The 24,530-nt window shown below is 63.4% G+C and carries 23 protein-coding genes; 10 read left to right on the forward strand and 13 right to left on the reverse strand.

All coding sequences use genetic code 11. From position 1 onward, the window contains the following. The first annotated feature begins 612 nt into the window (after positions 1-612). The 4 genes from CGL56_RS17735 (at position 613) to CGL56_RS17750 (ending at position 6,249) form a co-directional block, all read left to right on the forward strand. Positions 613-1,152 (forward strand): transposase, encoded by a 540-nt coding sequence (locus tag CGL56_RS17735; protein ID WP_167641664.1) that lies wholly within the window; start codon positions 613-615, stop codon positions 1,150-1,152. Positions 1,153-1,351: 199 nt separating this feature from the next. Beyond that, positions 1,352-2,260, forward strand: coding sequence for a nucleoside hydrolase (locus tag CGL56_RS17740; protein WP_099107931.1), 909 nt, complete (start codon positions 1,352-1,354; stop codon positions 2,258-2,260). Then, positions 2,257-2,709, forward strand: a complete 453-nt coding sequence (locus CGL56_RS17745) for a GNAT family N-acetyltransferase (protein ID WP_099107932.1) — start codon at positions 2,257-2,259, stop codon at positions 2,707-2,709. Before CGL56_RS17740 ends, CGL56_RS17745 begins: the two co-directional genes overlap by 4 nt. Positions 2,710-2,784: 75 nt before the next feature. Further along, positions 2,785-6,249 carry a ThuA domain-containing protein gene (locus CGL56_RS17750; RefSeq protein WP_099107956.1) on the forward strand — a complete coding sequence of 1,155 codons (3,465 nt, stop codon included), beginning with the start codon at positions 2,785-2,787 and terminating at the stop codon, positions 6,247-6,249. A 29-nt stretch (positions 6,250-6,278) separates the two neighbouring features. Here CGL56_RS17750 and CGL56_RS17755 read toward each other — a convergent pair whose 3' ends face one another. The 6 genes from CGL56_RS17755 to CGL56_RS17780 all read right to left on the reverse strand — a co-directional run bounded on the left by CGL56_RS17755 (position 6,279) and on the right by CGL56_RS17780 (position 13,119). Next, on the reverse strand, positions 6,279-7,373 hold the full coding sequence (locus CGL56_RS17755) for a tryptophan 2,3-dioxygenase family protein (RefSeq protein ID WP_099107933.1): 1,095 nt from the start codon (positions 7,371-7,373) through the stop codon (positions 6,279-6,281). Between the two features lie 275 nt (positions 7,374-7,648). Further along, positions 7,649-9,181 (reverse strand): S10 family peptidase, encoded by a 1,533-nt coding sequence (locus CGL56_RS17760; RefSeq protein WP_099107934.1) that lies wholly within the window; start codon positions 9,179-9,181, stop codon positions 7,649-7,651. A gap of 35 nt (positions 9,182-9,216) precedes the next feature. Further along, complete coding sequence (locus tag CGL56_RS17765; protein WP_099107935.1) at positions 9,217-10,077, reverse strand: sugar phosphate isomerase/epimerase family protein; 861 nt, start codon at positions 10,075-10,077, stop codon at positions 9,217-9,219. A gap of 67 nt (positions 10,078-10,144) precedes the next feature. Beyond that, on the reverse strand, positions 10,145-10,678 hold the full coding sequence (locus CGL56_RS17770) for an NADPH-dependent FMN reductase (RefSeq protein WP_099107936.1): 534 nt from the start codon (positions 10,676-10,678) through the stop codon (positions 10,145-10,147). Beyond that, the gene (locus CGL56_RS17775; RefSeq protein ID WP_209280364.1) at positions 10,675-11,868 is read right to left on the reverse strand and encodes a serine hydrolase domain-containing protein; all 1,194 of its coding nucleotides are present in this window, start codon (positions 11,866-11,868) and stop codon (positions 10,675-10,677) included. The genes CGL56_RS17770 and CGL56_RS17775 overlap by 4 nt, the downstream gene beginning before the upstream one ends. A 78-nt stretch (positions 11,869-11,946) precedes the next feature. Continuing rightward, entirely contained in the window at positions 11,947-13,119 is a 1,173-nt protein-coding gene (locus tag CGL56_RS17780; RefSeq protein WP_099107938.1) for an MFS transporter, read from the reverse strand. Between the two features lie 62 nt (positions 13,120-13,181). Here CGL56_RS17780 and CGL56_RS17785 point away from each other — a divergent pair, with 62 nt between their 5' ends. Then, positions 13,182-14,180, forward strand: a complete 999-nt coding sequence (locus tag CGL56_RS17785; RefSeq protein ID WP_099107939.1) for an endonuclease/exonuclease/phosphatase family protein — start codon at positions 13,182-13,184, stop codon at positions 14,178-14,180. Positions 14,181-14,190: 10 nt separating this feature from the next. Here CGL56_RS17785 and CGL56_RS17790 read toward each other — a convergent pair whose 3' ends face one another. Continuing rightward, positions 14,191-15,180, reverse strand: coding sequence for a Gfo/Idh/MocA family protein (locus CGL56_RS17790; RefSeq protein ID WP_099107940.1), 990 nt, complete (start codon positions 15,178-15,180; stop codon positions 14,191-14,193). 331 nt (positions 15,181-15,511) lie between these two features. Here CGL56_RS17790 and CGL56_RS17795 point away from each other — a divergent pair, with 331 nt between their 5' ends. After that, a complete protein-coding gene (locus CGL56_RS17795) occupies positions 15,512-15,895 on the forward strand; it encodes a cupin domain-containing protein (RefSeq protein ID WP_099107941.1) in 384 nt (127 codons plus the stop codon). Here CGL56_RS17795 and CGL56_RS17800 read toward each other — a convergent pair. Continuing rightward, complete coding sequence (locus tag CGL56_RS17800; protein WP_167641665.1) at positions 15,892-16,386, reverse strand: universal stress protein; 495 nt, start codon at positions 16,384-16,386, stop codon at positions 15,892-15,894. The genes CGL56_RS17795 and CGL56_RS17800 overlap by 4 nt on opposite strands. A gap of 327 nt (positions 16,387-16,713) precedes the next feature. On the opposite strand from CGL56_RS17800, the gene CGL56_RS17805 reads away from it, so the two are divergent. Further along, on the forward strand, positions 16,714-17,649 hold the full coding sequence (locus tag CGL56_RS17805) for a mechanosensitive ion channel family protein (RefSeq protein ID WP_099107957.1): 936 nt from the start codon (positions 16,714-16,716) through the stop codon (positions 17,647-17,649). Here CGL56_RS17805 and CGL56_RS17810 read toward each other — a convergent pair whose 3' ends face one another. Then, positions 17,650-18,375 (reverse strand): hypothetical protein, encoded by a 726-nt coding sequence (locus CGL56_RS17810; protein WP_143470789.1) that lies wholly within the window; start codon positions 18,373-18,375, stop codon positions 17,650-17,652. Positions 18,376-18,547: 172 nt separating this feature from the next. Here CGL56_RS17810 and CGL56_RS17815 point away from each other — a divergent pair, with 172 nt between their 5' ends. The 3 genes from CGL56_RS17815 to CGL56_RS17825 all read left to right on the forward strand — a co-directional run bounded on the left by CGL56_RS17815 (position 18,548) and on the right by CGL56_RS17825 (position 20,766). Continuing rightward, a complete protein-coding gene (locus tag CGL56_RS17815) occupies positions 18,548-19,459 on the forward strand; it encodes a universal stress protein (RefSeq protein ID WP_167641666.1) in 912 nt (303 codons plus the stop codon). A 21-nt stretch (positions 19,460-19,480) separates the two neighbouring features. Further along, positions 19,481-20,059, forward strand: coding sequence for a hypothetical protein (locus CGL56_RS17820; RefSeq protein ID WP_099107945.1), 579 nt, complete (start codon positions 19,481-19,483; stop codon positions 20,057-20,059). Between the two features lie 185 nt (positions 20,060-20,244). Further along, positions 20,245-20,766, forward strand: a complete 522-nt coding sequence (locus CGL56_RS17825; protein ID WP_167641667.1) for an AAA family ATPase — start codon at positions 20,245-20,247, stop codon at positions 20,764-20,766. A 46-nt stretch (positions 20,767-20,812) separates the two neighbouring features. Here CGL56_RS17825 and CGL56_RS17830 read toward each other — a convergent pair whose 3' ends face one another. From CGL56_RS17830 to CGL56_RS17845, 4 genes are all read right to left on the reverse strand, one after another. Beyond that, positions 20,813-21,850 carry a phosphotransferase gene (locus tag CGL56_RS17830; RefSeq protein WP_099107947.1) on the reverse strand — a complete coding sequence of 346 codons (1,038 nt, stop codon included), beginning with the start codon at positions 21,848-21,850 and terminating at the stop codon, positions 20,813-20,815. Positions 21,851-21,938: 88 nt separating this feature from the next. Further along, positions 21,939-22,964 carry an MlaD family protein gene (locus CGL56_RS17835; RefSeq protein WP_099107948.1) on the reverse strand — a complete coding sequence of 342 codons (1,026 nt, stop codon included), beginning with the start codon at positions 22,962-22,964 and terminating at the stop codon, positions 21,939-21,941. Then, positions 22,951-23,736: an ABC transporter ATP-binding protein gene (locus CGL56_RS17840; RefSeq protein ID WP_099107949.1), complete on the reverse strand. Its 786-nt coding sequence runs from the start codon at positions 23,734-23,736 to the stop codon at positions 22,951-22,953. Before CGL56_RS17840 ends, CGL56_RS17835 begins: the two co-directional genes overlap by 14 nt. Further along, positions 23,733-24,530: an MlaE family ABC transporter permease gene (locus tag CGL56_RS17845; protein WP_099107950.1), complete on the reverse strand. Its 798-nt coding sequence runs from the start codon at positions 24,528-24,530 to the stop codon at positions 23,733-23,735. The genes CGL56_RS17840 and CGL56_RS17845 overlap by 4 nt, the downstream gene beginning before the upstream one ends.

The raw sequence follows: 24,530 nt of genomic DNA on the forward strand, positions 1-24,530 counted from the left end.
TGGAGCCGCTCACCCCGCTTACCACTCACGGACTGAGGGCTTTCTTGCCCGATAAAAATCGAGCCTGGAGTCGCTCACCCCGCTTACCACTCACGGGCTGAGGGCTTTCTTGCCCGATAAAAATCGCGCCTGGAGTCGCTCACCCCGCTTACCACTCACGGGCTGAGGGCTTTCTTGCCCGATAAAAATCGCGCCAGGAGTCGCTCACCCCGCTTACCACTCACGGGCTGAGGGCTTTCTAGCCTAATAAAAATCGCGCCTGGAGTCGCTCATCCCGCTTACCACTCACGGGCTAAGGGCTTTCTAGCCCGATAAAAATCGCGCCTGGAGTCGCTCATCCCGCTTACCACTCAAGGGTTGAGGGCTTTCTAGCCCGATCCAAAATAGTCATCAACTGAAGTAGATAAATAAACTAAGCACGGAATATTTCAAACAAAATTTAGTATAATTGTTTAAAATGCAGCTTTCCAAACAGAATATGTCATGCCTTCATCACTACCTCATGACCCACTGACCAATGGAGCATACCACATAACCTACCGTTTGGCTGGGAGTCTACCGCGTTCAATTCTATTGGACCTAACCAACCGGAGACTAAGGAACCTAAGCCAGTTGGAGGCAGAAGTTACCCACCTGCAGGAAGGCGACCGCGAAGAACTCCTACGGGTAGGTCAAAACAGAATAAACGAGAGACATGAACTTGCCATTGATGAAGCACTGGACGCTTTATCTTCCAGTACACCTTATCACCTGCAGCGGACAGACATCGCAGCGATAGTTTTAAACTCCTGGCAGTATTTGGATAAATCCGGTCAGGTTAACGTCTGGGCAGTTTGCATAATGGGTAACCACGTCCATGTGATATTGTCAGCGGGAATAGAGCTCGACGAAGTTGACCTGGGAGAAGTAATGGAAAGGCACAAAGGATTTACCGCTCGTATGGCTAACCGCCTATTAGGTTTAACCGGTTCACCCTTTTGGGAACCCGGATATTTTGATCGTCGTATTCGTTCGGGGAAATTCCAACGCGTGATGTGGTATGTGCTTAATAATCCTGTGAAGGCAAAGCTGGTCAATAAGTGGACCGAATGGCCGCATACTTGGGTACATCCAGAATACGAACCAATGTTTACGGGTGTGATTCCAGCGTAGTACAGACGAATGCAGATTCTATGATTTATTGATCGCGCCTGGAGGCGCTCAACCCGTTTACTCATCGGGTGGAGGTCCTCCAGGCCCGATCATTATCCACTTTTAAAACCATCGCGCCTGGAGGCGCTCAACCCGTTGGATCCATCACGCCTGGAGGCGTCCAACTCCCCCAATCCCCACCAAGCAGTAACTTTCTACCATGCCATACCTAGCCCTTCTCCTGCTGCTGCTCACTACCGCCTGCCGCGCCCCCGTGGTGGCCCAGGCTTCGACGGAGCCCGTGCCCTTCATCCTCGACGCCGACACGGCCAATGAGATTGATGATCTCTACGCCATCGCCTACCTGTTCGCGGAGGAGGGGGTCGACTGGCGCGGCCTCACCTCCGCCCAGTGGTTCCACCATATGTCGGGCGACAGCACTGTGTACCAAAGCCAGCGGCTGAACGAGGAACTGCTGGCCGTGGCCGGTCGTATGGACCTGCCGCACCCGCGCGGTGCCGACACCATCATGGGACACCCCTGGGGCGGCTACGACCCCCGCGACAGTCCGGCCGCCCGCTTCATCATCGAACAGGCGCGGAGCGCGGGTGCCGGGAAACTCGTGGTGATGTGCATCGGCGCAAGCACCAACCTGGCCTCGGCCATCGCCCTGGCGCCGGACATCAAGGACAAGATCAGGGCCTACGTCCTCGGTTTCCAGTACGACACCGAAGGGGGCTTCTGGAACAAGGATGAGTTCAACATCCGCCGCGACCTCAACGCGGCCAACTACCTGCTGAACGCCGAGGGGCTGGAACTCCACATCATGTCCACCTCCACCGCCCGGCAGTACCAGTGGCAGCGCGACCCCACCTTCGAGCGGCTCGACCGCAGTGGCCCCATCGGCGCCTACCTGAAGGCCCGCTGGGAAACCTTCGCCCCCGGAGCCACCTCCTGGATCATGTGGGACGTAGCCCTGCTGCAGGCCTTCCTCAAACCCGAACAGGCCACCGAGATCCAGGTGACCACGCCACCCGAAAATACCCGGCGGCAGGTGTGGCTCTACACCGACATCGACGAGGAGGCCATGGCCCGCGATTTCTGGCAACGACTGCTTTCCTACCCATGAAACTGCTGCGCACCACCCCCGACCACCCCGAGTACCGGCGGCTGATCCCGGCCCTTGACCGCGAACTGGCCATCACTGACGGGGAGGACCACGCCTTCTACGACCAGTTCAACAAGTCGGACGACATCCACCACGTAGTCCTCCTGCTCGAAGGCGACCGGGCCCTGGCCTGCGGTGCCCTCAAGGCCTTCCACGGGGCTACCGCCGAGGTGAAGCGGATGTACACTGCCAGTGAGGTCCGGGGCAGGGGACTGGCCGGCCGCATCCTGGAAGAGCTGGAGCGCTGGGCCGCCGAACTGGGCTACACCCGCCTCATCCTGGAAACCGGCATCCGGCAGACGCCCGCTATCAGCCTGTACACCCGCCACGGCTACCAACGGATGGCGGAAAACTACGGGCCCTACGCGGGCATCACCGAAAGCGTTTGCATGGAAAAGGAGGTAGGGTAATAGCCCTTGCCAATCCGCCGCGAGGCTTTCGCGACCTCCCACCTTATATTTGGCCGCACATCACCGATCATGTCCATGTCTTACCGTTTCTTCCCCTCCCTGGTCCTGCTGCTCATCGCCGTCGTCTGCCTGTTTCAGGCGTGCTCCGAGCAGCCCGAACCGGCCATTCTGGTCTTCAGCAAAACCGCGGGTTTCCGCCATGAGGCCATCGAGGCGGGGCAGGAAGCCATCCGGGAAATGGCCAAGGAAAAGGGCTTCCGGGCCGACTTCACCGAGGACGCCACGGCCTTTACCGAGCAGAACCTCGGCGGCTACCACGCCGTGGTCTTCCTGAACACCACGGGCGACGTGCTCGATGCCCAACAGCAGGAGTCCTTCGAGCGCTACATCCAGGCGGGTGGCGGCTACGTGGGCGTCCACTCAGCCACCGACACCGAGTACGACTGGCCCTGGTACGGCCGTCTGGCGGGAGCCTACTTCCTGGACCACCCCAGCGAGCCCAGCAACGTACAGACCGGCCGCTTCACCGTCCTGGACACCAGCAGCTGGGCCACGGCCGGAATGCCCGCCGAATTCGAGTGGACGGACGAGTTCTACAGCTTCCGCAACCTCTCCGACGACGTCCACCACGTGCTGGCCGTCGATGAAACCACCTACCAGGGCGGCAAGAACCCCGACTTCCACCCCATGAGCTGGTACCACGAGTTCGACGGGGGTCGCGCCTTCTACACCGCCCTCGGCCACACCCCCGAGGCCTACGGCGAACCCCTGTTCCTGAACCACCTGGCCGCCGGCATCCACTACGCCATCGGCGGCGACAATCCCCAGGCGGTAGACTTCGCCCGCTCGCGGCCGGAAGAGAACCGCTTCACCAAGGTGGTCCTGGCCCAGAACCTCGACGAGCCCATGGAACTTACCCTCCTCGACGAGGACCGCGTCCTGTTCATCGAGCGGAAAGGCGCCATCAAGCTCTACCGCAACAGCACCGGTGAGCTGACCACCATCGCCAAGCTCCCGGTGAGCACCCTCTACACCAATAAAGAAGGAGAGACCTCAGTGGCCGAAGACGGACTGCTGGGCCTCAACAAGGACCCCAACTTCGCCACCAACCAGCACATCTACCTCTACTACTCCGACCCGGACACCTCGGCCAACGTGCTGTCGCGCTTCACCATGGACGGCGACGAAATCCTGCTGGAATCCGAGAAGGTGATGATTACCGTGCCCGTACAGCGCGAGCAGTGCTGCCACACGGCGGGCTCCATCGCCTTCGACGCCAACGGCAACCTCTTCCTCTCCACCGGCGACAACACCAACCCCTTCGCCTCCGACGGCTACAGCCCCAGCGACGAGCGCCCCGGCCGCAGCCCCTGGGATGCCCAGAAGTCCTCGGCCAACACCAACGACCTGCGCGGCAAGATCCTCCGCATCACCCCCCAGCCCGACGGCAGCTACACGATTCCAGAAGGCAACCTCTTCCCCGAGGGTACCGAAGGCACCCGCCCGGAGATCTACACCATGGGTCACCGCAACCCCTTCCGCATCTTCATCGACCCCCACACCGGCTACCTCTACTGGGGCGACGTGGGCCCGGATGCTTCGGACCCCGACTCCACCCGCGGCCCCGCCGGCCACGACGAGGTAGGGCAGGCCCGCGAAGCCGGGAACTACGGCTGGCCGCACTTTGTTGGCAACAACAAGGCCTACCACCGCTACGATTTCGCGAACCAGACCTCGGGTGAGCCGTGGGACCCCGCCGCCCCCGTCAACTCTTCCCCCAACAACACCGGCCTCCAGCAGCTGCCGCCCGCCCGCGAGGCCTTCATCTGGTACCCCTACGGTGCCTCCCCGGAATTCCCGCTGGTCGGCAACGGTGGCCGCAATGCCATGGCCGGAGCCGTCTACTACCACGACGATTTCGCCGGCGCCGAGCGCGCCTTCCCCGCCTACTACGACGGCAAGTTGCTGGCCTATGACTGGATCCGCGGCTGGATCATGGCCGTAACCATGGACGAGAATGGCGACTATGTCTCCATGGAGCGCTTCTTGCCCAACACCACCTTCAACAACCCCATGGACATGGTCTTCGCCGACAACGGCGACCTGTATATGCTCGAGTACGGCTCGGGGTGGTTCTCCCAGAACCAGGACGCCCGCCTGATCCGCATTGAATACAACGGCGGCAACCGCCAGCCCCAGGCCATCGCCACCGCCGACAAGGCCGGTGGAACCCTGCCCCTGTCGGTCACCCTGCAGGCGGAGGAAGCCACTGACGCCGACAACGATCCCCTTACCTACCGCTGGACGGTGAAGAGCGACAAGGGCTACTCCGAAACCTTCGAAGGCCAGCAGGTGGAACTCACCCTGGATGAGGCCGGACTCTACCAGGCTACCCTCACCGTCGACGACGGACAGGGCGGAACCACCACCTCAACGGTCGACATCGCCGCGGGCAACGCCGTACCGGAAGTACAACTCGCCCTCTCCGGAGCCAGCCGCAGCTTCTACACCCCCGGCACGCCCATCGGCTACGAGGTGAAGGTGAGCGACGCCGAGGACGGCAGCCTGGGCCAGGGCATCGACGCCAGCCAGGTAGTGCTGACGATGGACTACCTCGCCGAAGGCTACGACCAGGTTGAAATCGCCCGCGGCCACCGGGGCGCGGACGCGGGGGCCCTGGCCAGCCAGGGAGAAACCCTCATCAGCGAAAACGACTGCGTAAGCTGCCATGCCCTCGACAAGGAATCCATCGGCCCCACCTACCGCGCCATTGCCGCCCGCTACCAGGATGACCCCGAGGCCCGGGAATACCTGAAGGGCAAGATCATCGCCGGGGGCAGCGGCGTGTGGGGTGAAAACGCCATGGCCGCCCACCCCGACCTGCCGGAATCCGACGTCTCGCGCATGGTGGACTACATCCTGAGCCTGAACAACGTCGCCGCCGCCGAGGACCGCCGCCCCCTGAAGGGAAGCTATACCCCGGAACTGCCCGAGGGTGACCCCGGCAAGGGCGTCTTGCTGCTGCGCGCGGCCTACAGCGACCGCGGTGCCCAGGGCCTGCCGTCCGTCTGGGCGGAAGACGTGGTGGTGCTGCGCAACGCCAACGTCGGCGTCCACGACTACGACGACAGCAAGGACATGCGGCCCGTTACCCACAACGACATGAAGATCAACCTCGCCGACGGATCAGGGGCCTACCTGATGCTTCGCGATATCGACCTGAGCGGGGTGCAGTCGCTTACCGTAGCGGCCCTGGCCCCCAAGCCCCAGGTCAACAGCGTGGGCGGCAAGGTGGAACTCCGCATCGACAGCCCCACGGGACCCCTCCTGGGCACCTCCGCAATGCTGAAGCCCACGGAAGAGATGTCCATGCAACCCAGTATGCTCACCGTCCCCGTCAGCCTTCCGTCCGGCGCGGCGAAGCAGCCCCACGACCTCTACCTGGTTTTCGTGAACGAAGATAGCCCCGAGGGTACCCTCATGGTAGTAGTGGGTACCGAGTTCCAGCTGGCCACGGGGAAAGCCGTGCCGAGCCGCTAGATGTTCCACGTGGAAACGCGCCGGGGTGGCTATTCGTCGCCCCGGAAGTGAAAGCCCAGTCCCCGCGCCAGTTCTTCGGGCAGGTCGGGGAGGGCCGAGCGTGGAATAAGCAGGGAGGAGATGTTGTGCAGGTCGCGGAAGATCTTGTGCTGCTCGGCCGTGCGGGCCAGGTAGTCGTGGCCCGAGGAGCCCCCCGTGCCGATCTTGTTGCCGATCATCCGCATCACCATCTGGGCGTGGCGGTAGCGCCAGGTGGTAAGGCCCTCGTCGATGACCATCAGTTCCGTGAGGAGCTGGAAGGGGATATTGAGGATCGGCTGGTCGCGGTAGAGGTTGATCAGCAGGGCGGCGATGGTGGCGTCGTAGCTCAGGCGGGCCTCACCGGCGGCCACCATCCGCTCGTGCTCCTCCCGGTCGAGGACGTGGCGGAAGTAGGTCGTGGTATCCCCCAGGACGCGCAGCCGCATCTCCTTCATCTTGGGACTCAGCTCGCTGTCGCGGATGTGCTGCTGGTCGCGGGCGATCATGCGCTCCACGGCTTCCTTGTAGGCGCTCAGGAAGTCAAATCCCCGGAACCGCAGGAAGGGGGTACGCTCCAGCCACCGCGCCACCAGGTCGAAAAGGCTGCCGCCCCGCTCAATGTCCGTAAGGCGGGCCTTCTGTTCCTCGGAGAAGACGATCTTGTACGACTTGCCGTGGTAGGTGAGCCGGTCCTCCTCCCGTAAGCCGAGGGTGGTTTCGATCATGCGAAATTGCCAGCTTTGAAAGCCCGAGGCGGGGAAGAGGTAGTCGCGGAAATCCAGGAAGTCCAGCGGCGTCATCGTCTCCATCACCTTCACCTGCTCGATCAGCAGGTCGATGATCGAATTGACGCGCCGCAGCCGCAGCAGCACGGTGTGCATATTGTCTTCCCTCACCCTTTCCTCCCGGAACAGGAGAATGACGGAGTCGAGCTCAGTCAGGATCTGCTTGAACCACAACTCGCACACCTGGTGCATGATGATGAAGAGCGTCTCGTCGTGGGCCGCCTCCCCCAGGGCCTTGCTGCGCTCCTTCTGCAGAGAGAGCAGGGCGTCCAGCTCCAGGTAGTTGTGGTAGTGGATGGTGGAGTATTTCTCGGACATGGGAAGGGTATTTTGCCGCTCACAAGGTACCGTCTAGAAAGGAGCTGAAGGCCACCGGCTAACACCTCAGCGCCTTCAGCGAACTGAGTGGTGAAAAATAGGGGGTACCGCAGATGGCCGCGGATTGGCTTTCGCGGATGTACGCGGATGGTTCGGCTGTACCCGGTCTGTCAGTTCGGTTTCAGCGCCTGGCTACTAAACCGAGAACGGGGCTGAGGATCAGCCTCTCCGTGTCCTCAGCGAACTCCGTGGTAATAAAACCAACGCCAGCCCGCCTACCGCCGCGCCGTGCTACCCGAGTGTTCCAGGATGAACTCGTCCACCAGCCGCTTCCACTTGCGGCGGGATTCCTCCTCCACGTACATCATGTGACCGGCTTCGAAGTACTCGATCGCGATGTTGTCCCGGATGCTGGGGTCCAGTCCGAGGTGGTGGACCGTGTGCTCGATGCCGTAAAATGGGGTGGCCGCATCGTAGTAGCCCTGCAGGATGAGGACATCGAGGTTGGGGTTGGCTGACATGGCCGCCGCCAGGTCCGCCGCGGTGCTCACCGCCGCCTGGGTGCCCCAGCCCATGTTGCCGGCGTGCGACCAGTCCCACTTGAAGCCTTCGCGGCCGCCGCTGGAGCTGGTGTAGGTCATGCTGCGGTCGGCGCCCAGCTCCCGGTAGAGGTAGTCGCGGAAAGCCGTGATGTAGGCCCCCTGGATGGCCTCCGAGAAGGGGTCGTCGCGTTCGGGGCGCTGGGTCATCGGGTCCTGGTTGATGGCGGTGAAGCGGGCGTCGAGCCGGCCGGTGGTGGCCCGGGCTTCCCGGTTCAGCTCCTGGAAGAACTCCCCGTCGTTGAGGCGCAGGTTGGCCCTCAGCCATACGTTGCTGCCAATGCCCGTGTAGCGTTCGAGCTGGCCGGCAATGCGCTGCCGTTCGTTGTCCGTCAGGCGGTCGCCCCGCAGCAGGGCGGGGGCGTACTCCTCCTCGGTGAAGGTGCGCACTTCATCCAGGAATTCTTCCAGGCTGGCCGGGCGCTCCGGGACGAGCTCGTGGAACCAGCCCGCCGCGGCGTAGGTGGGCAAGAACACCAGGTAGCTCTGGTCGTGGCCCGCTCCGAAGAAGAGGTCGTGGACGTCCAGGGTGGCCGAGACCATGATGACGCCGTTCATCATCAGCCCCTTCTCCTGCAGGTGGCGCACCAGTCCGGCGTTGCGGTAGGTGCCGTAGCTCTCGCCGAGGAGGAACTTGGCCGCGTTCATCCGGTCGTGGTGGATGAGGAACTGCTCGATGAAGAGTCCGATGCTGCGAATGTCCTGGTCGGTGCCCCAGAAGTCGGCCCACTTGGCCTCGCCCACCGGCTTGCTGAAGCCCACGCCCACGGGGTCGATCATCACCAGGTCGGCCACCTCCAGCAGGGAGTAGTCGTTGTTCACCAGCTGATAGGGGGGCACGGTGTTGAAGACCAGGTCTTCGGTGGCGATGCGCTTCGGCCCCAGGATGCCCACGTGCAGCCAGAAGGAGGCCGAGAGCGGGCCGCCGTTGTAGGCAAACACCACCGGGCGGGGGCGGGCCGGATCGGCGTTGCGCGCCAGGTAGCTGGTGTAGCCAAAGTGGGCGATCGGCTTGTCGTCCTCGTCGCGCAGCAGGAAGGTGCCCGTGGTGGCGTCGAGGTCAATGGTTTTGCTTCCGAAGGTGACGCTCTGCCGCGAGGTGAAGGTACGGGAGGGGGGCACGGCGGTGGTGTCGACGGCCAACTGGGCAAACAGATCCGCGCCCATCAGCAGAATGAGCAGCAAGGGGACAAGAAAGGGTCGCAGCATGAGAGTTGGAGTTAGCGGTCAGGGGAAAACGGGAATCAGCGGTAGGCCGCGTCGATCTGCTCGCGCAGGGTGCGGTAGGCGGCGGGCCCCTGGCGGGCGAGGTCGTCCCAGCGGGCCTCGATCAGGATCTTGCCGGTATAGCCTTCGGCCGCCAGGGCGGCGAGGTAGGGGGTGAAGTCGGTACCCTGCTCACCCGGTGGGGTGCGCCCGTCGCGTTCGGCGATCTCGCAGTAGGCGGCGTAGGGGCCGGTACCCACGATGTCGGAGGCGGGCTGCCCGTCCTTCAGCATGTGGTAGATGTCGACGCAAAGCCGGAAGTTGGGGTGGTCCACCGCCCGCACCACGGCCAGGGCTTCGGGGATGGAGTTGATGAAGTTGCACTCAGAGGAGTTCAGGTTTTCCAGCACCAGCAGCATGTCGTAGCGGGCCGCCACCTCGGCTACCCGCTTGGCCATGTAGATGAACTGGGCCGTGGCCGTTACCCGGTCGAAGCCCTCCGGCACCCGCCGCGATCCGCCGCTGCCCCAGGTAATCAGTGTTAGCCCGGCCACCTGCGCCCGCCGCAGTACCACCTCCACGTACTCGAGCACGGCCTCCTCGTCGACGTTCGGGCCTACCACCTTCAGGTCGGAGGGGATAAAGATGTTACAGCCATACAGCGGCACCTCCAAGGCCCTGACCTGCCGCAGCCGCTCCTGAAATTCGGCGTCGCTGAGGGTCCTGGGCGACAAAATATTCGCCGTCTGCTCCAGCATGTACTTGAACTGAAGGGCCTTCACCAGGCTGTCATGCTCCATGTCCACTACCACCCCGATCTCCGGGGCGGGCAGCGACGACTGGGCACGAACGGACAGCCCGAGCAGACAGGCGGCCAATAAAGAATATAGCTTGATCATCCGATCAAAGTAGCGAGAAAATCGGTAGGTGCAAAATCGATTGCAAGTCCGGGTGGCCCCGGCCGCATCATGCCTGGTTCACCGCCGCGAGTAAGGTGGCCAGCCGCGACTGCAATTCCGCCAGCGGCTCGCCGGACAGCCGGCCGTCCACCATGGTGTGGTTGAAGGAGGGCAGGCTGTAAGTAGCCACCACCTCGGCCCCGAGCCGGGGCAGGGCTCCCTCCAGGTAGGGCAGTTGCCGGGAGGCTCCCCCCCGCCCGGTCGAGGTGGCCATGAGCAGCAGGGGCTTGCCGTCCAGTACGCGTTTGGAGCGGCGGGTGAGCCAGTCGAAGATGTTCTTCAGGAAGGCCGAGGGGCCACTGTTGTGTTCGGGGGAGGCTAGGATGAACCCGTCGTGCTCCTTCAGTTGCTCGATCAGGAAGGTGATGCGCCCGGGGGTCTCGTCGGGGTCCATGTCGATGGAGTACACCGGGATGTCCCAGCTGCGCAGGTCCAGTACGGTCACCTCGGCCTCGTGGATCAGGGTGGCCGCGAAGGTGACCAGCTGGTGGTTGATCGAGCGGGAGTGGTTGCTGCCGGCAAAGGCCAGGATACGTTTCATCGGGAGGTGGGTTGGTGGTGGTCGTAGGGTAGGTAATTCTCCCACGCCCAGGGGGTGAAGGTATCGCCGATGGCCACTTCCAGAACCTCCTTGAAGATGCTCTCGGCGTTGTCGCTGTTCGACATCAGCAGGATGCCCGTTCCCGCTTCCGGAAACAGGATGGAATAGTGCTGGAAACCCTCGCCGTGGCCTTCCTTAAACACCCCCTTTCCGTATGGGCTCTGCAGGATGCCCCAGCCGAGTCCGTAGCTCAGCTGGATGTCGTCGTTCGCGTCCGTCGTTTCCAGGGCGCCGGGACCGAACTGCCGTTTGGTGCGGATGCGCATCCCCGGTTCAAACATTCGCCCGGTCACCGGTGACCCTTCGCGGCTCAAGGTCAGAATGTGCTCCAGAAAGCGGGCGTATTCCACCGGGGTGGTTTCCATCGACCCCGCCGCGGCGCTTTCGTCCGCTACGTCCTTCGGGATCACCCCCTGGTCGGTGGTGTGGCCGTGACAGTAGTTCCCTTCGAAGCGGTCCTGCCAGAGGTAGCTGCTCATCTCCATCCCCAGGGGATCGAAGACGCGCTCCCGCGCCAGTTGTTCCAGGCCCTTACCCGTTATTTCCTCCACCACGTACTGCAGCAGCTGCATGCCCTCCCCGGAATAGCTGTAGGCGGTGCCGGGGTCGAAGTAGAGGTACAGTTCCCCCTCCGGCTGGAACTCCCCCGTGCGGCTGATCCACCGCCAGTTGGGCAGGCCGCTGGTGTGTGACAGGCACATCCGGGCGGTGATGTCGCGGTAGCGTTCGTCGCCGGCCAGGTTGTGGAAACCACGCCATTCCTTTTCGAACTCCAGCTCGGGGATCGCCACGTCGAGGTAGTCCTGCAGCGGCCGGTCCAGGTCGATGATCCCCTCCTCGGCCAGTTGAGCTACCAGGTAACCGAATACCGCCTTGCTCAGGGAGGCACCGTAGAATCCGTGGTCGACCCTCAGCGAATCCCCGGTCACGGCGCTGGCGTAGCCGAAGGCCCGCTGGTAGGCTACGGTATCCTGGTTGAAGACCGTCACCGTCAGCCCGGTTACCCCCGCCGTATCTACCAGTCGCTGGATCCGGGCGTCGAGCGCGGGTGCCGTGAGAACGCTGCCATCCAGGCGGGTCAGGGTAGGAGGATCATCCGTGGTGGAACAGCCGGCGAGCGTCAGAAACATGAGAAAAACGGCAAGCTTCATTGGAGGTGTTCGGTGCAGAGGGCAACGGATAAGGTAAGCGAATTTCCCGAAGGAGCCTCAGGCCTGCCGCCGGCACAGGGCCAGCAGCCCCAGTGCCGGACCCGGCGCCAGCCAGGCGTAAATCAGCGGGGAATCGGTGAGCCCCCGCAGCCCCGTCACCAACTGGATGCTCACGATCGTGATCGCGAAACCGATGCAGTTGACGATCGTCAGGGCCGTGCCCCGGCTTTCGGCGGGGGCGTTGGCCGCCACCAGGGTGGAGAAGAGCGGAGAGTCGGCTACCACCACCATCCCCCAGAACAGCAGGAAGGCGATGAAGCCCGCGGGCCAATTCAAGGAAAAAGCCACCGGAGCCAGTACGCAACACACCCCGGATAACAGGAGGGCCGTGGAGGCCGTCCGCCGTGCCCCCCAGTGCTCGGCCAGGTACCCTCCGGCTACGCAGGCTACACCGCCCGCCCCGATGACCAGGAAGGACACCACCGGCACGTCGATGCTCACCCCCGGGTGGAGGCTGGCGTAGGTCTGCAGCATCACCGGCACGAAGGCCCAAAAGGCGTAGAGCTCCCACATATGTCCGAAGTAGCCGAAGGCCGCGGCCCGGAACTTGGGCTCACGGAACACCCGCAGGAAGGCCGCGGGCTGGAGACCAACGCCCGGCCGGCGGTGGGGACCGTCGGGCACCAGCAAGACCAGCAGCGTACCGCCGGCCAGGGCCAGACCGGAAGTAGTGTACAGCACCCACCGCCAGGGCAGGCCCTCCGCCGTAAGTCCCTTGAGCAGGTGGGGAAAGGCGGTGCCCACCACCAGGGCCCCCACCAGGTAGCCCAGCGACCGCCCCAGGCCCGTGGCGTAGTAGTCGGACGCGATCTTCATGCCCACGGGGTAAATGCCCGCCAGGAAGAAACCGGTGAGGAACCGCAGCGCCAGCAGGCTTCCGAACCCGTGGCCCGCCCAGCTTACGCCGGCGTTGCAGGTGGCCCCGAGCAGGGCGCAGACGAAGAAGACCCGCGACGGCGAGAAGCGGTCGGCCACCGTAAAGAGGGCAAAGAGGAAGGTCCCCGTGATGAAGCCGAATTGCACCGCCGAAGTGAGGTGCCCGAGGGCGCTGTCGGCCAGGCCGAATACCGCCACCAGGTCGGCCATCACCCCGTTGCCAGCAAACCACAAGGAAGTACAGCAGAACTGGGCACCCACAATGACGGGCAGGAGGTAGGCGGGCCGTTGCATGCGGTGAAGGTAGCGGTCACGGGGAACCCGGAACATCCCCCCCGGGGTCACGTTCCAATTTCATGCACACCTTAAGAAACATCTTTTATTACCTGGTCATCGCGGTCGGTACCCTGGTCATTCTCGCCAGTATGTTTTCGCTGATTCACGACGTATCCTACTGGTATACCAAGGTGCTCGACTTCCCCCGCACCCAGTACCTCATCCTCGGCCTGGTGTGCCTGCTGCTGTTCCTCCCCCTGAACCGGAAATGGAAAGCCGCGTCCGTCGCCTGGGTGGTGGGACTGCTGGCCGCCATCGGCGTACAGGCCGCCTTCATCGCGCCCTACTACCTGGGCGAGGAAAAGGTGCCCGAAGCGGCCGCCGAGACGGCCCGGGCGGAAAACACCGTCAGTGTCCTCATCGCCAACGTCCTGATCGAGAACAAGTCAGCCGATGCCTTCCTCGACATCGTCCGCTCCCGGGATCCGGATATGCTGCTGGCCATGGAAACCGACCAGTGGTGGATCGACGCCCTCTCGCCCCTGGAGGAGACCTACCCCCACGTAGTGAAATACCCCACGGACAACGCCTACGGTATGGCCCTCTACTCCCGCCTGCCCCTCGTCGGCACCGAGATCAAGTTCTTCAACCACGACGATGTGCCCTCCATCCACACCCGGGTCGAACTCCCCTCCGGTCAGGCGTTCTTCTTCCACGGGGTACACCCGGTAGCCCCGGTGCCCAGCAAGAAATACCCGGACAACCAGGGGGAGAAGGAAGTAGCCCTCGGCAAGGTAGCCGAGATGGTGGCCCAGGAATCGCTGCCCGCCATCGTGGCCGGTGACCTCAACGATGTATCCTGGTCCAACACCGCCCGACTCTTCGAGCAGCAGAGCGACCTGAGGAATGTGCGCCTGGGCCGCGGGCTGTATAACTCCTTCGACGCCCACTCCTTCATCATGCGGTGGCCGCTGGACCATTACTTCGTCAGCGAGGAATTCTCCCTGTTGGAACTGGAGCGCCTGCCCGAGTTCGGCTCGGACCACTTCCCGATGTACGCCACTTTCGTGCTGAACTGATTTTCCAGGGTTACCCCAGGATCTGATCCATCACCCAGCTGCTGTGGGCCGCAGCCTGTCCCGTAGCGGGGTGGAGGTACCCCTCTCCGCCCAGCAGTTGGCGGCGCATGTTTTCTACGTGGGGCAGCTGTACGTGTCTGGGGTGGTCGATCCACACTTCCTCCTGCCCGGATTCGCTGTCCAGCCGGACCGGCGCCTCGGCAAAGACCGCGAACTCGATCTTTCCCTTGCTGCCCAGGATTTCCACCCGGTCCTCGCTGCGGTGGCAGCCGAAGTTCCAGCTGCCGGCACCGGTCACCCCGCCCTCGTGCCGCCAGCAGGCGCTGAAGGCATCGCGGGCGCCGTAGAGTTTTTGCTGGTTCAGGCTGACGCCGTGGACCGACTCGATGTCGCCCAGGTAGTGGGTGAACAGGTCGATGCCGTGGCTGGCCAGGTCGTCGAAGTAGCCGCCGGGCGCGACCGCGGGATCCGTGCGCCAGTTGTAATCGCCGGACAAATCCATCGCACCGGGGGCCTTGTACAGCTGCCAGTTGATGTGGCGCACCTCGCCGATCCGCCCCTCCCGAAGCCATTCGTGCACCCGGGTGAACCGGGGCAGCGAACGCCGGTAGTAGGCTACAAACAGGGGCAGCCCCTCCTCCTCGAAGGCCGCGCAGATGGCCCGGCTTTCCGCATAGCTCGGCGCCAGGGGTTTCTCCACGCAGCAGGGCTTTCCGGCCGCCGCCACCATCAGGGCGTAGTGGGCGTGGGTGTCCGGCGGGGTAGCGATGTACACCGCGTCGATCGTTTCGTCGTTGATGAGCGCCGCGGCGTCGGTGTAGTACTTGTCGATGCCGTGGCGTTCGGCGTAGTCGCGCAGTTTCGCTTCGTTGCGTCGCATGACCGCCGTCAGCGCGAACCCCTTGGTCAGCTGGTACGCCGGTCCGCTCTTCACTTCGGTTACGTCGCCGCAGCCGATGATGCCCCAGCGCACGGGGGCTTGCATTGTCTTGTAGGCCATACGCCGAAGATAACCGGTTTGGGGGGCAACCCCGGGGGGAGGGCCGGTTCGTGCCCCCGGGATCAACAGGGCATTCGTGGGCGTGCCGAAGTTCCCCTGCCATTGGACTTTCGTGGCGGGACTGGAGGTAACACCGCACAGGCCAGTGCAGATTCTGTAGGTTAATTCGTCCAATATTCCGTAAAACCCTTTATGCCACTCACATTCCCCCTATATTATAAGAAACAGATCATTATCGCTGTTATATGGCAATGGTAAATACTCAATTGATCCGTAGAGATAGTATCAGCTTATATTTTATTTAATCACATACCAATAAAGACAAATCACTATGAAGATCGCCAAAAACGACATTGAGGTTAAAATGCAGATCCCCGGAGCGGTGGTTCGCCAGCACAACGATTTCGGAGATGCTTCCGGGTATGGCAAGATCAGCGGGGAATACTTCAGCCTTTCGGCCGGGGTGGACACCACCCCCTTATTCATCGGCCTGAAGGGCAATATGTGCCAGTGCCCCCACTGGGGTTACGTGCTGAGTGGCCAACTGACAACCACCGACGCCGACGGCACCGAGGAGACGGTCGACGCCCAGGAGCTCTTTTTCTGGCCGGCCGGTCATAACGTGAAGGTCAACGCGGATGCGGAGATCATCATGTTCAGTCCCCAGCACGAGCACGGTGAGGTGATCGATCACATGATCAAGATGACCTCCTAGGCATTGAGGGCTGAGAGGTCTTCCAGGAGGTTGGTAGTGGAGTCCATTTTGGCTTCCGGGAACCGTTGGGGGATAAGGACGATCGGGCACCCGCCATCGCGGGAGATGGCCTTGGCGATGCCTCCGAAGAAGTCGCGGCGCGCCCCGGACCCGGTGCCGATGCCGCCCATTACGATCATGGCGACGTCCTTTTCCTTGCTCATCCACTGGAGATACACCGGGGGGATGCCTTCCGCCACCCGGATCTCGATCGGGGGGTGGGTAGACACTTTTCCTACGTGGCGGCGGGTAAAGGCTTCCAGCTGCTCGTGGAGCACCCGGCGGTCCTCGGCCAGTTCGTCCTGGGTTTCCCGCAGGTTGGTGGTTACCAGGGAATTGAATACGTACACCACCGTGAGCCCCATGCCGGTGGATCGGGAGAGTTTGGCGGCAAACCGCAGGGCGGTAGCGGCTGCGGCCGAGAAATCTACGGGAACGACAATCTTATTCATGGGACGGTGACTTGGTGGCCTACTAAAATATTCCCCGGCGGCCACAACCGGAATGACCAAGGTCATTCGGGCCCGTGACCCCCGTCATCACCGCCGCCCGGCGGGCCACCGAACTTGGGGTTAAACAAGAGCTATTGACACTCCTGCAAGACGCGGCTCCCCCCGGCCCGGGCCATCCCATCCTTGGTCTTTCAACAATTATTCCGTACCAACTCCGGTGCCGGGGCGGAGCAGCAGGGGCGACTTGCCACTTCCCGCGGCACCCGCGTCCGCGCCCCGCAAACCGGCGGCCGTCCCGGAGGAATCATCCCCCGTATCCCAATGATCATGGATAATCTCTGGCAGCAACTCACCGAATGGGGACGTGCCTACCTCGTACCCGGCAACCTGGTTATCTTTTTGTTGCTGATCGTGGCCATCCTGGTGACTATCCAGTGGATGCGCCGGCAGGTGAAGCAGCGGGTCGCGAACACCGGGGTCCGCTATAAATCCCAGAAGGCGATCGAGATCTTCGGCTACCTGCTCATCATCCTGCTTTCACTGTCGTACTTCACGGGCACCATCAAGAACTTCGGGGTGATCGTGGGGCTGCTCACGGCGGGCATCACCATCACCCTGCAGGAGCTCATTTTGAGCGTCGCCGGTTCCTTTTACATCTTTTTCGTCAAGGTGTACAAACCGGGGGACCGCATCGAGATCAACGGCATCAAGGGCGACGTGATCGACATCGACAGCATCTACACCACCATGATGGAGATCGGGCAGTGGGTGTCGAGCGACAACTACTCCGGCCGCATCGTCAAGCTCAGCAACGCCTTCGTGTTCCGCGGACCGATCTACAACTACTCCCAGGATTTCCCCTTCGTGTGGGACGAGCTCAACGTACCCGTCCGCCACGGTTCCGACCTGGTCGCCGCCCGGGAGATCATTCAGCGTAGCGCGGACGAGAAGCTGGGGGAATACGTAGCGGCCTCCACCCGCGAGTGGAAGGAGGTAGTCAATAAATACTACATCGAGAACGCCCGGGTAGTACCGACGGTAGCCCTGACGATAACCGACAACTGGAACGAATTCAACCTGCGGTACATCGTCGATTATCGCCTGCGGCGCGGGGTGAAGCAGGACCTCTTCACGGCCATTCAGCGGGAGATCGCCGCCACCGGGGGCAGGGTGGAGCTGGCCTCCGCAACGGTGGAGCTTACCGGGCAGTCGAGCCTGAGGGTCCGCACCGAAGCGTTCCGGCCGCCCTGTAGCCCCGAGTAATCACATCGGGTGCACCCCGCCCGGTGCGGGCCGGGGACTGGCGAACAGGAGGAGAAGGTCCCACATCGCTTCGGAAACGGAGTGGCCCAGGGCGCGGATCGCCGTCTGGTCTTTTCCCTGGGCGGCCCGGTAGAAGGCTTCCACTTCCCCGTTCAGGGTGGCGTGGGCCGCGGCAAAGGCCTGGCGGTCCACGCCCCGGTCGAAGTACAGGTCCGTGGCCGGCCGGGTCCCCTTTACCGCCCGCCACGCCCGGCGGGCATCGCGGCTGCAACTGCCGAGCAGTTGGCCGGAGGGAAGCTCCGCCGGATCCCGGAGCAGGTAGTCGACCTCCAGCCAGGCGGCGACGAAGTCGTAGATGCTGCCCACGTACAGTTCCTCCAGTGACGCCTGGTCGCCGGCGCGCAGTTCGTACACCGCTCGGTCGAGCTGTACCATGGCCCAGTCGAGCTGCCCGTCCTCGATGGACTCCCGGGCATCTTCGTAGGCACACTCCGCCAGGTCGACGTGGTAGCGCATCCGGTCCAGCTCGTCCGCCGGGCGGGGGCGGTACCACCGCTGCCGCAGTTCCCGCACGGGGCGGTCGAGGGCGGCGGCGGCGGCCAGACTGCCGGGTTGGTCGCCGGCCTGCAGGGCGTAGAGCAGGTCGACGTAGCTGCGCTCCGCCTGGAGGCCGAATTCCTGCTGGTCTGCGGTACAGCCGTAGCCGAGTAGGAAAAGCAGGAGCATAAGGGGGAGGGGGTGGTATTTCACGCGGACCTGGATTTAAAGTAGGCCCTTCAAAGGTCGGAGGCGGGGCGGGCCGCGGAAGTGAGGTTAATCACGGCGGGGGGTGATGTACATCAGTGCCCCGGCGGCGCAAAGGCTGCAGTTTTGGAGTCCAAGCAAGCAAAACCACAGCATGAAGACCATCACCTCCATCCTGGTCCCCACGGACTTTTCCGATGTCGCCCTGTCGGCCTTTACCTACGCCCTCCAGCTGGCAGACGCCCTCGACGCCAGTATCGACCTGATGCACGCCATCCCCCCGACGACCGACAACCCGGGCTACGACATCTTCATCAACCACCTCACCACCGACCTGCAGGAAGAAGCCCGCCACTGCCTGAGCAAGTTCTTCGCCCGGGGCATCGGGCAGGTGAACCAGCAGCTCAGCCGGGTGCCGCAGGTGGAGAACCACGTCATGGTGGGCGACCTGCGGCTGTGCATCCGCCAGCACATCGAGGACCACGGCAACCAGCTCATCGTCATGGGCACCGCCGGCCGTCGCAACGCCTGGGACGATTTTCTGGGCACCAATGCCTCCTACCTCGTCAACCGGGCCCCCTGCCCCGTACTGGTCATCCCCCCCGGGGCCACCTACCGGGAGATCAAATCCATCTGCTTTGCCACCGACCTCCACGACGTGGGCACCTTCCAGGCCGGCAAACTGCTGCGGGCCCTGCGCCCCTTCCAGCCGGATCTCCACTTCCTGCACGTGCGGCAGGCGGGGCAGCAGGAGGCAGCCGAGTACGACCTGGACCTCCTGCGGGAGGTCTTCGACCGCCCGGAGGCGGGGCTGAAGGCCAGCTTCAACGACCTGCCGGCCGAGGACCTGGTGGAAGCCGTCTTCTCCTTCGCCCAGGAAAAAGAATGCGAGCTGGTGGTCATGCACCGCCCCGACCGTACCTGGCTGCGGCGGCTCCTCCTCAAGAGCAACACCAGCGAGGCCGTACGGCGGGCCCGCCTGCCGCTGCTCATCATCACCGCCGAAGACCTGGTGGCCACCGACCAACCCGCCCAGGGTCAGCCCGTGCGGGAATTGAACCCCTGACCGACCACAATGCCCCTCCCCATGAAAGTTTCCAAAATCGCCTGGCTGGCCGCTATCCTGCTCGCGATCACCGTGGCCTACTTCGCCTGGTATCATTACACCTTCTCCATGGGGCAAACCACGGGCTACGAGGTCAATACCCCCGCGGCGGAAAAGAGCCTGCTCATCGCCACCCAGGACAGCCCCTTCAAACGGAACCTGACCACCCAGCTGGTAGAACGGCTGGACACCTCCGCCCTCTTCATCCGCGTCGTCGACGTGACGGAGCTGGCGACCTACAAATGCTTCGAACTGGACGGGGGCTACGCCTACGACGCCGTGGTCATCATGCACACCTGGGAATACGGGCGGGAACCCCGGGCGGTCACCGACTTCCTGCGAAGCGTGGAGTGCGACGGGATCATCTACGTGCTCACCACTTCGGGCTCCGGGGTGGGGCGGCTGCCGGACTACGACGGCATGAGCGCCGCCTCCCTCCACGGAGAAATACCCACCGCCCTGGAAGCGACGGAGCAATGGGTCAGGCGCACCCTCTGGCAGGAAGGGCTTCCCGAAACGGCCGCGGGCGGGCTCGCGGGTGCCGGGAACGGTCCTGAGTAGCCAAGCCACTGGCCGGAAAATATCTTGATAAATACCACACCTCATTCCTTATGAAATCCACGAATATCAAGCCTGTATCCAGTAAATTAGGACAGCCGCCGGTTTGCAACCGCAATACCCACCAACGCCGGTGGAGTGGGGCGGGGGGGAAGGGCCGCGCACTGGACGTTCACTCGCACTACCGCATGAATACAGACCATGGACATTCGGTCGGCCTCATCATGGTGGTCGGGCTGCCGGGCACGGGGAAATCAACCTTCGCCCGGGCGCTGGCCGAACGCACGGGTGCGGTACATCTGAATACCGACGTCATCCGTCAGGAATTGGGCCTGCGCAGCCGCTATCGTCCCGAGGACAAGCAAAGGGTATACCGCGAGCTGCTCCACCGTACGGAGCGCGCCCTGAGCAGCGGGAAGTCCGCCATCGTAGACGCTACCCTCTACCTGGAAAGACTGCGGATGCCCTACCGCGCCCTGGCCCGGAAAATGAATTGCCCCATCTCATGGATCCAGCTGCAGACCAGCCCGGCGGTGGTCCGGGAGCGACTGATCCGCCCCCGCCAATACAGCGAGGCGGACTTCTCCGTCTACACCAGGATCCAGCGGGCCTACGAGCCCCTGGCCGACCCTCACTTGGGACTGCCCTCCGACCGGCTGTCGCAGGAGGAAATGGTGGACCTGGCGCTGCAGTACGTGGCCAGCGTATGAAACGGGGCTCCACGCCCCGTCGACTATTATTCCCGTATCGGCAGCCTCAGGTGGGATGCCGTACCGGTTTTCGTGCCGCGCTGCCAGACTGCTCCAGGGCCCGGGCGTAGGCGCAGTACAGTTGATGGTAGCGGTTGAGGAGGGTCGTTTCTTCTTTGCTCTCCGGCGTACGGTTCATTTTGAGGGCGGTGACCTTCAGGCGGACGCCGGCCCGGTAGCAGCGGTAATAGTCGAACAACTGCCGGTCTTCTTCCGTGTGCATGGAGGGGTTGTACCGCTGGTAGTGGTTGGCGAACTGCTCCGCCAGGTCGCGGCGGCCGCGGGCTTCCAGGTCCACGTAAAGAAAGGCGACTTCGTCGAGGACGTCGATCCGGCGCATGGCGTCGTCAAACTCAATACAGTCGAACAGGATGGGGTTGCCATGCTCCACAAAGACGTTGCCGACGTGGAGGTCGCCGTGGCCGTCGACGGTGTAGCCCGAGCGGGCCCGCTCCCGCAGCCTTTCCCCCCGCCGGCGGAGGAACAGGCGCGCCAGGTCGCCTCCCTCGTAGAGTTCGGAGAGGCCGGAAGCGCCCAGGTGGGGCTCCAGTTCGTTGGGGTAGTTGCCGACGTCGATGAAGTTGCGCAGGGCGCGTCTTTCGTCGAAGGGTACGTCGGTCACCACATTCCTCCGGTGGAATACGGCCAGCTGCCGGGCGATCCGCCGCATATCGGCCGCCGTTACTTCCCGGTGGCTGAGCAGGTTGGCCAGTTCCCAGCGGGCGGCCACCCGCCGCATCCTTACGGCGTAGTCGACGGTCTGGGGGGTACGGGGTCCGAAGGTCAGACCTTCCACGCTGGGGTTGACGGCCACCACCGCCTCGTAGAGGTCGGGGGCCAGCCGACGGTTGAGGGCCAGTTCGCGCTGGCAGTAGTGCTTGCGCCGCTGCAGCGTGGAAAAATCCAGGAAGGAGAACCGTACGCCCTTCTTCATCTTGTACACCTTGTCGGGCAGCAGGAGCAGCCACGAGATGTGGGTTTCCCTGACCACGGATCCGGCCAGGGTGGGATTGCGTTGCAGCAACTCGATTTGTCGGAGATTCATAGGTTGCGGTAGTTACTTACTAAAGGTCAGGGACGGGGCCGCGGCCTTCACTGACCGATATCAGCCGGGGGGTGGATCTTCGTCAGCCTTACTTCTTGGTGCGGGCGGCTTTGCGGGCCTCCCGGGCCTGGCGGCGGAAGTAGCCCCGGAAGAACCAGTTGGACTGCAGGGCTTCCATATTGATGTCGAACTTTTGGGTACCGTGGTCCAGGTTGGTGAGGATGGCACTGAGGTGATCGGCCGCCAGGGGGTCGCCCGTCAGGGTAGTAATCATGCCTTCTTCTTCGGAAAGCTGCTCCATGAGCAGGTTCAACTGTTCGCTGGAGGCGCGCAGCGCGCCGGCCGTGGTGGCCAGTTCGGAGAGGATGGGTTCGGTGCGCAGGCGGATCAGGGTATCGAGGTTTTCGCCCACCTTTTCCACCTCGGCCTCCAGGTGGTCGTCGTGCAGCAGGAAGCCGAGGTTGCCCCGTCCTGCGGCCGCGCCGGTGAGCAAGCGGTCGAGGGTCTGGCTCATCCGGTTGAGGTTGCGGGTACTTTCCTGCAACTGCTGGCCGGTGGCCGACAGGTTGGTGGCCAGGCCGCGGTCGTTCAGCAGGGCGCCTACGGTGCCGTGGCCGGCGTTCATCTTTTCGCTTACCGCCAGCAGGTTGTCGGTGATGACCGACAGCTTGCGGTTGGTCACGGCCAACTCGTCCAGCATCCCACTCAACTGGGCTTTGGGCTGGCTGCGCAGTACCTCCCCGGCGGTGATGAGGGGGGCCTCGCCCTGCCCCGGGAGGATGGTAACGATCATATTACCTACCAGCCCGTCGGTGGCGATGTCCACCTCCATGTTGCGTCGCAGGTAATCGCCGGTGGCGGCGTCGAGGTCGAGCCGCACCCGCAGGGTGGTATCGTTGCGGATGTCGATGGCGTCCACCTCACCCACCTCCACGCCGGCGAAGCGTACGCTGTTGCCGGGCTGCAGCCCCTTTACGTCGCGGAAGTCGACGTAGACCGTAAGGGTATTGCCGAACCAGTCGAGGCCGTCGCTGACCCGCAGCAGGGCGTAGATGAACAGGGCGCAGGCCACGGTGACGAAGATGCCCAGGCGGACGGGATTAGATTGAGGCATGGTGTCGCTGGTTTACGTCTTTGAAGAAGGCCCGGACCTTGGGGTCCTCCGACCGGGAGAGGTCGGCGTAGGTCCCCTCCGCGTAGTTGATCCCGTCGTAGAGGATGATGACGCGGTTGGAGATGACGCGGGCGCAGTCCATATCGTGGGTGATGATGAGGGCGGTGGTGCCCAGCTCCTCCTGCAGTTTCAGCATCAGCTGAATGATCTCGTTGGCGGTGATGGGGTCCAGGCCGGTGGTGGGCTCGTCGTAGAGGATGATGCGGGGCTTCAGGATGAGGGTGCGCGCCAGGGCCACGCGGCGCTTCATGCCCCCGGACAGCTCGGCGGGCATCAGGTCGATGGCGTGTTCCAGGCCCACGCTGCGCAGGGAAGCCAGGATCAGCTGCTCTTCCCCAACCCCCTGGGCGCGTTCCGGGTGGCGGCGCAGGGGGAAACGCAGGTTTTCCCGCACCGTCATGGAGTCGTAGAGGGCGCTGCCCTGGAAGAGGAAGCCGACCTCGGTGCGTACCCGGTCGAGGGCGCCCTGGTCGAGGCCGAGGATTGATTTGCCCAGCACCTGGATGTCGCCCCCGTCGGGTTCCATGAGCCGGATGAGGCACTTGATCAGCACCGACTTGCCCGAGCCCGACTTGCCCAGGATCACCACGTTCTCCCCGGCAAAGAGCTGGAGGTTGAAGCCCCGCAGCACCTGGTTGTCGCCGAAGGCCTTGGTGAGGTTGCGGATCTCGATCAGGGGTTCCTGTCCGTGCTGGGGTTGGCGGGCGGTCATATCTCGTAGAAGATGTCCGCGATCAGCACGGCGATGAAGTCGACCAGGAAGAGCAGCAGGCTGGAGATGACGACGGCGGAATTCGCGGCGATGCCCACGCCGGCCGTACCCTTGTTGGAGTAGTATCCCCGGTAGCAGCCCACCACTCCGATGACGAGGCCGAAGAAGAAGGTCTTCACCGTAGCGGGAATGATGTCGCCCATGGCCATGGCCGAGAAGGCCCGGTTGAAGTAGAGGGCCAGGCTGACCTGACCCCGGGTGGATTCGATGAAGTAGGATCCCAAGAGGCCCACGGCGTCGGCGGCGATGACCAGCAGGGGCAGCATGAGGATGCAGGCCCATACCCGCGTCACTACCAGGAAGCGGAAGGGATTGGTGCCCGACACCTCCATGGCGTCGATCTGCTCCGTGACGCGCATTGAGCCCAGCTCCGCCCCGATGCCCGAGCCGATCTTGCCGGCACAGATCAGGGCGGTCACCATCGGGCCGATCTCCCGCACGAAGGCGATGCCCACCATGTCGGGCATGAAGGACACCGCCCCGAAGTCGGTCATGGTCGGCCGCAGCTGCAGGGTGAGCACCAGCCCCATGATGAAGCCGGTAGCCACCACCAGAAACAGCGAATGGTAGCCGATGGCGTAACACTGGTAAATGAGTTCCCGGCCCTCGAAGGGGCGGCTCAGGGCGGATCGCAGGAAGCGGCCCGTGAAGGCGGACAGCCGGCCGATCTCCCCGAGCAGCCCGGTGAGGGAGGAGGATACTTCTCCTACCGATTTGCGTACCGCGGCCAGCAT

The organism is Neolewinella marina, assembly GCF_002631205.1.
GTDB lineage: Bacteria > Bacteroidota > Bacteroidia > Chitinophagales > Saprospiraceae > Neolewinella > Neolewinella marina.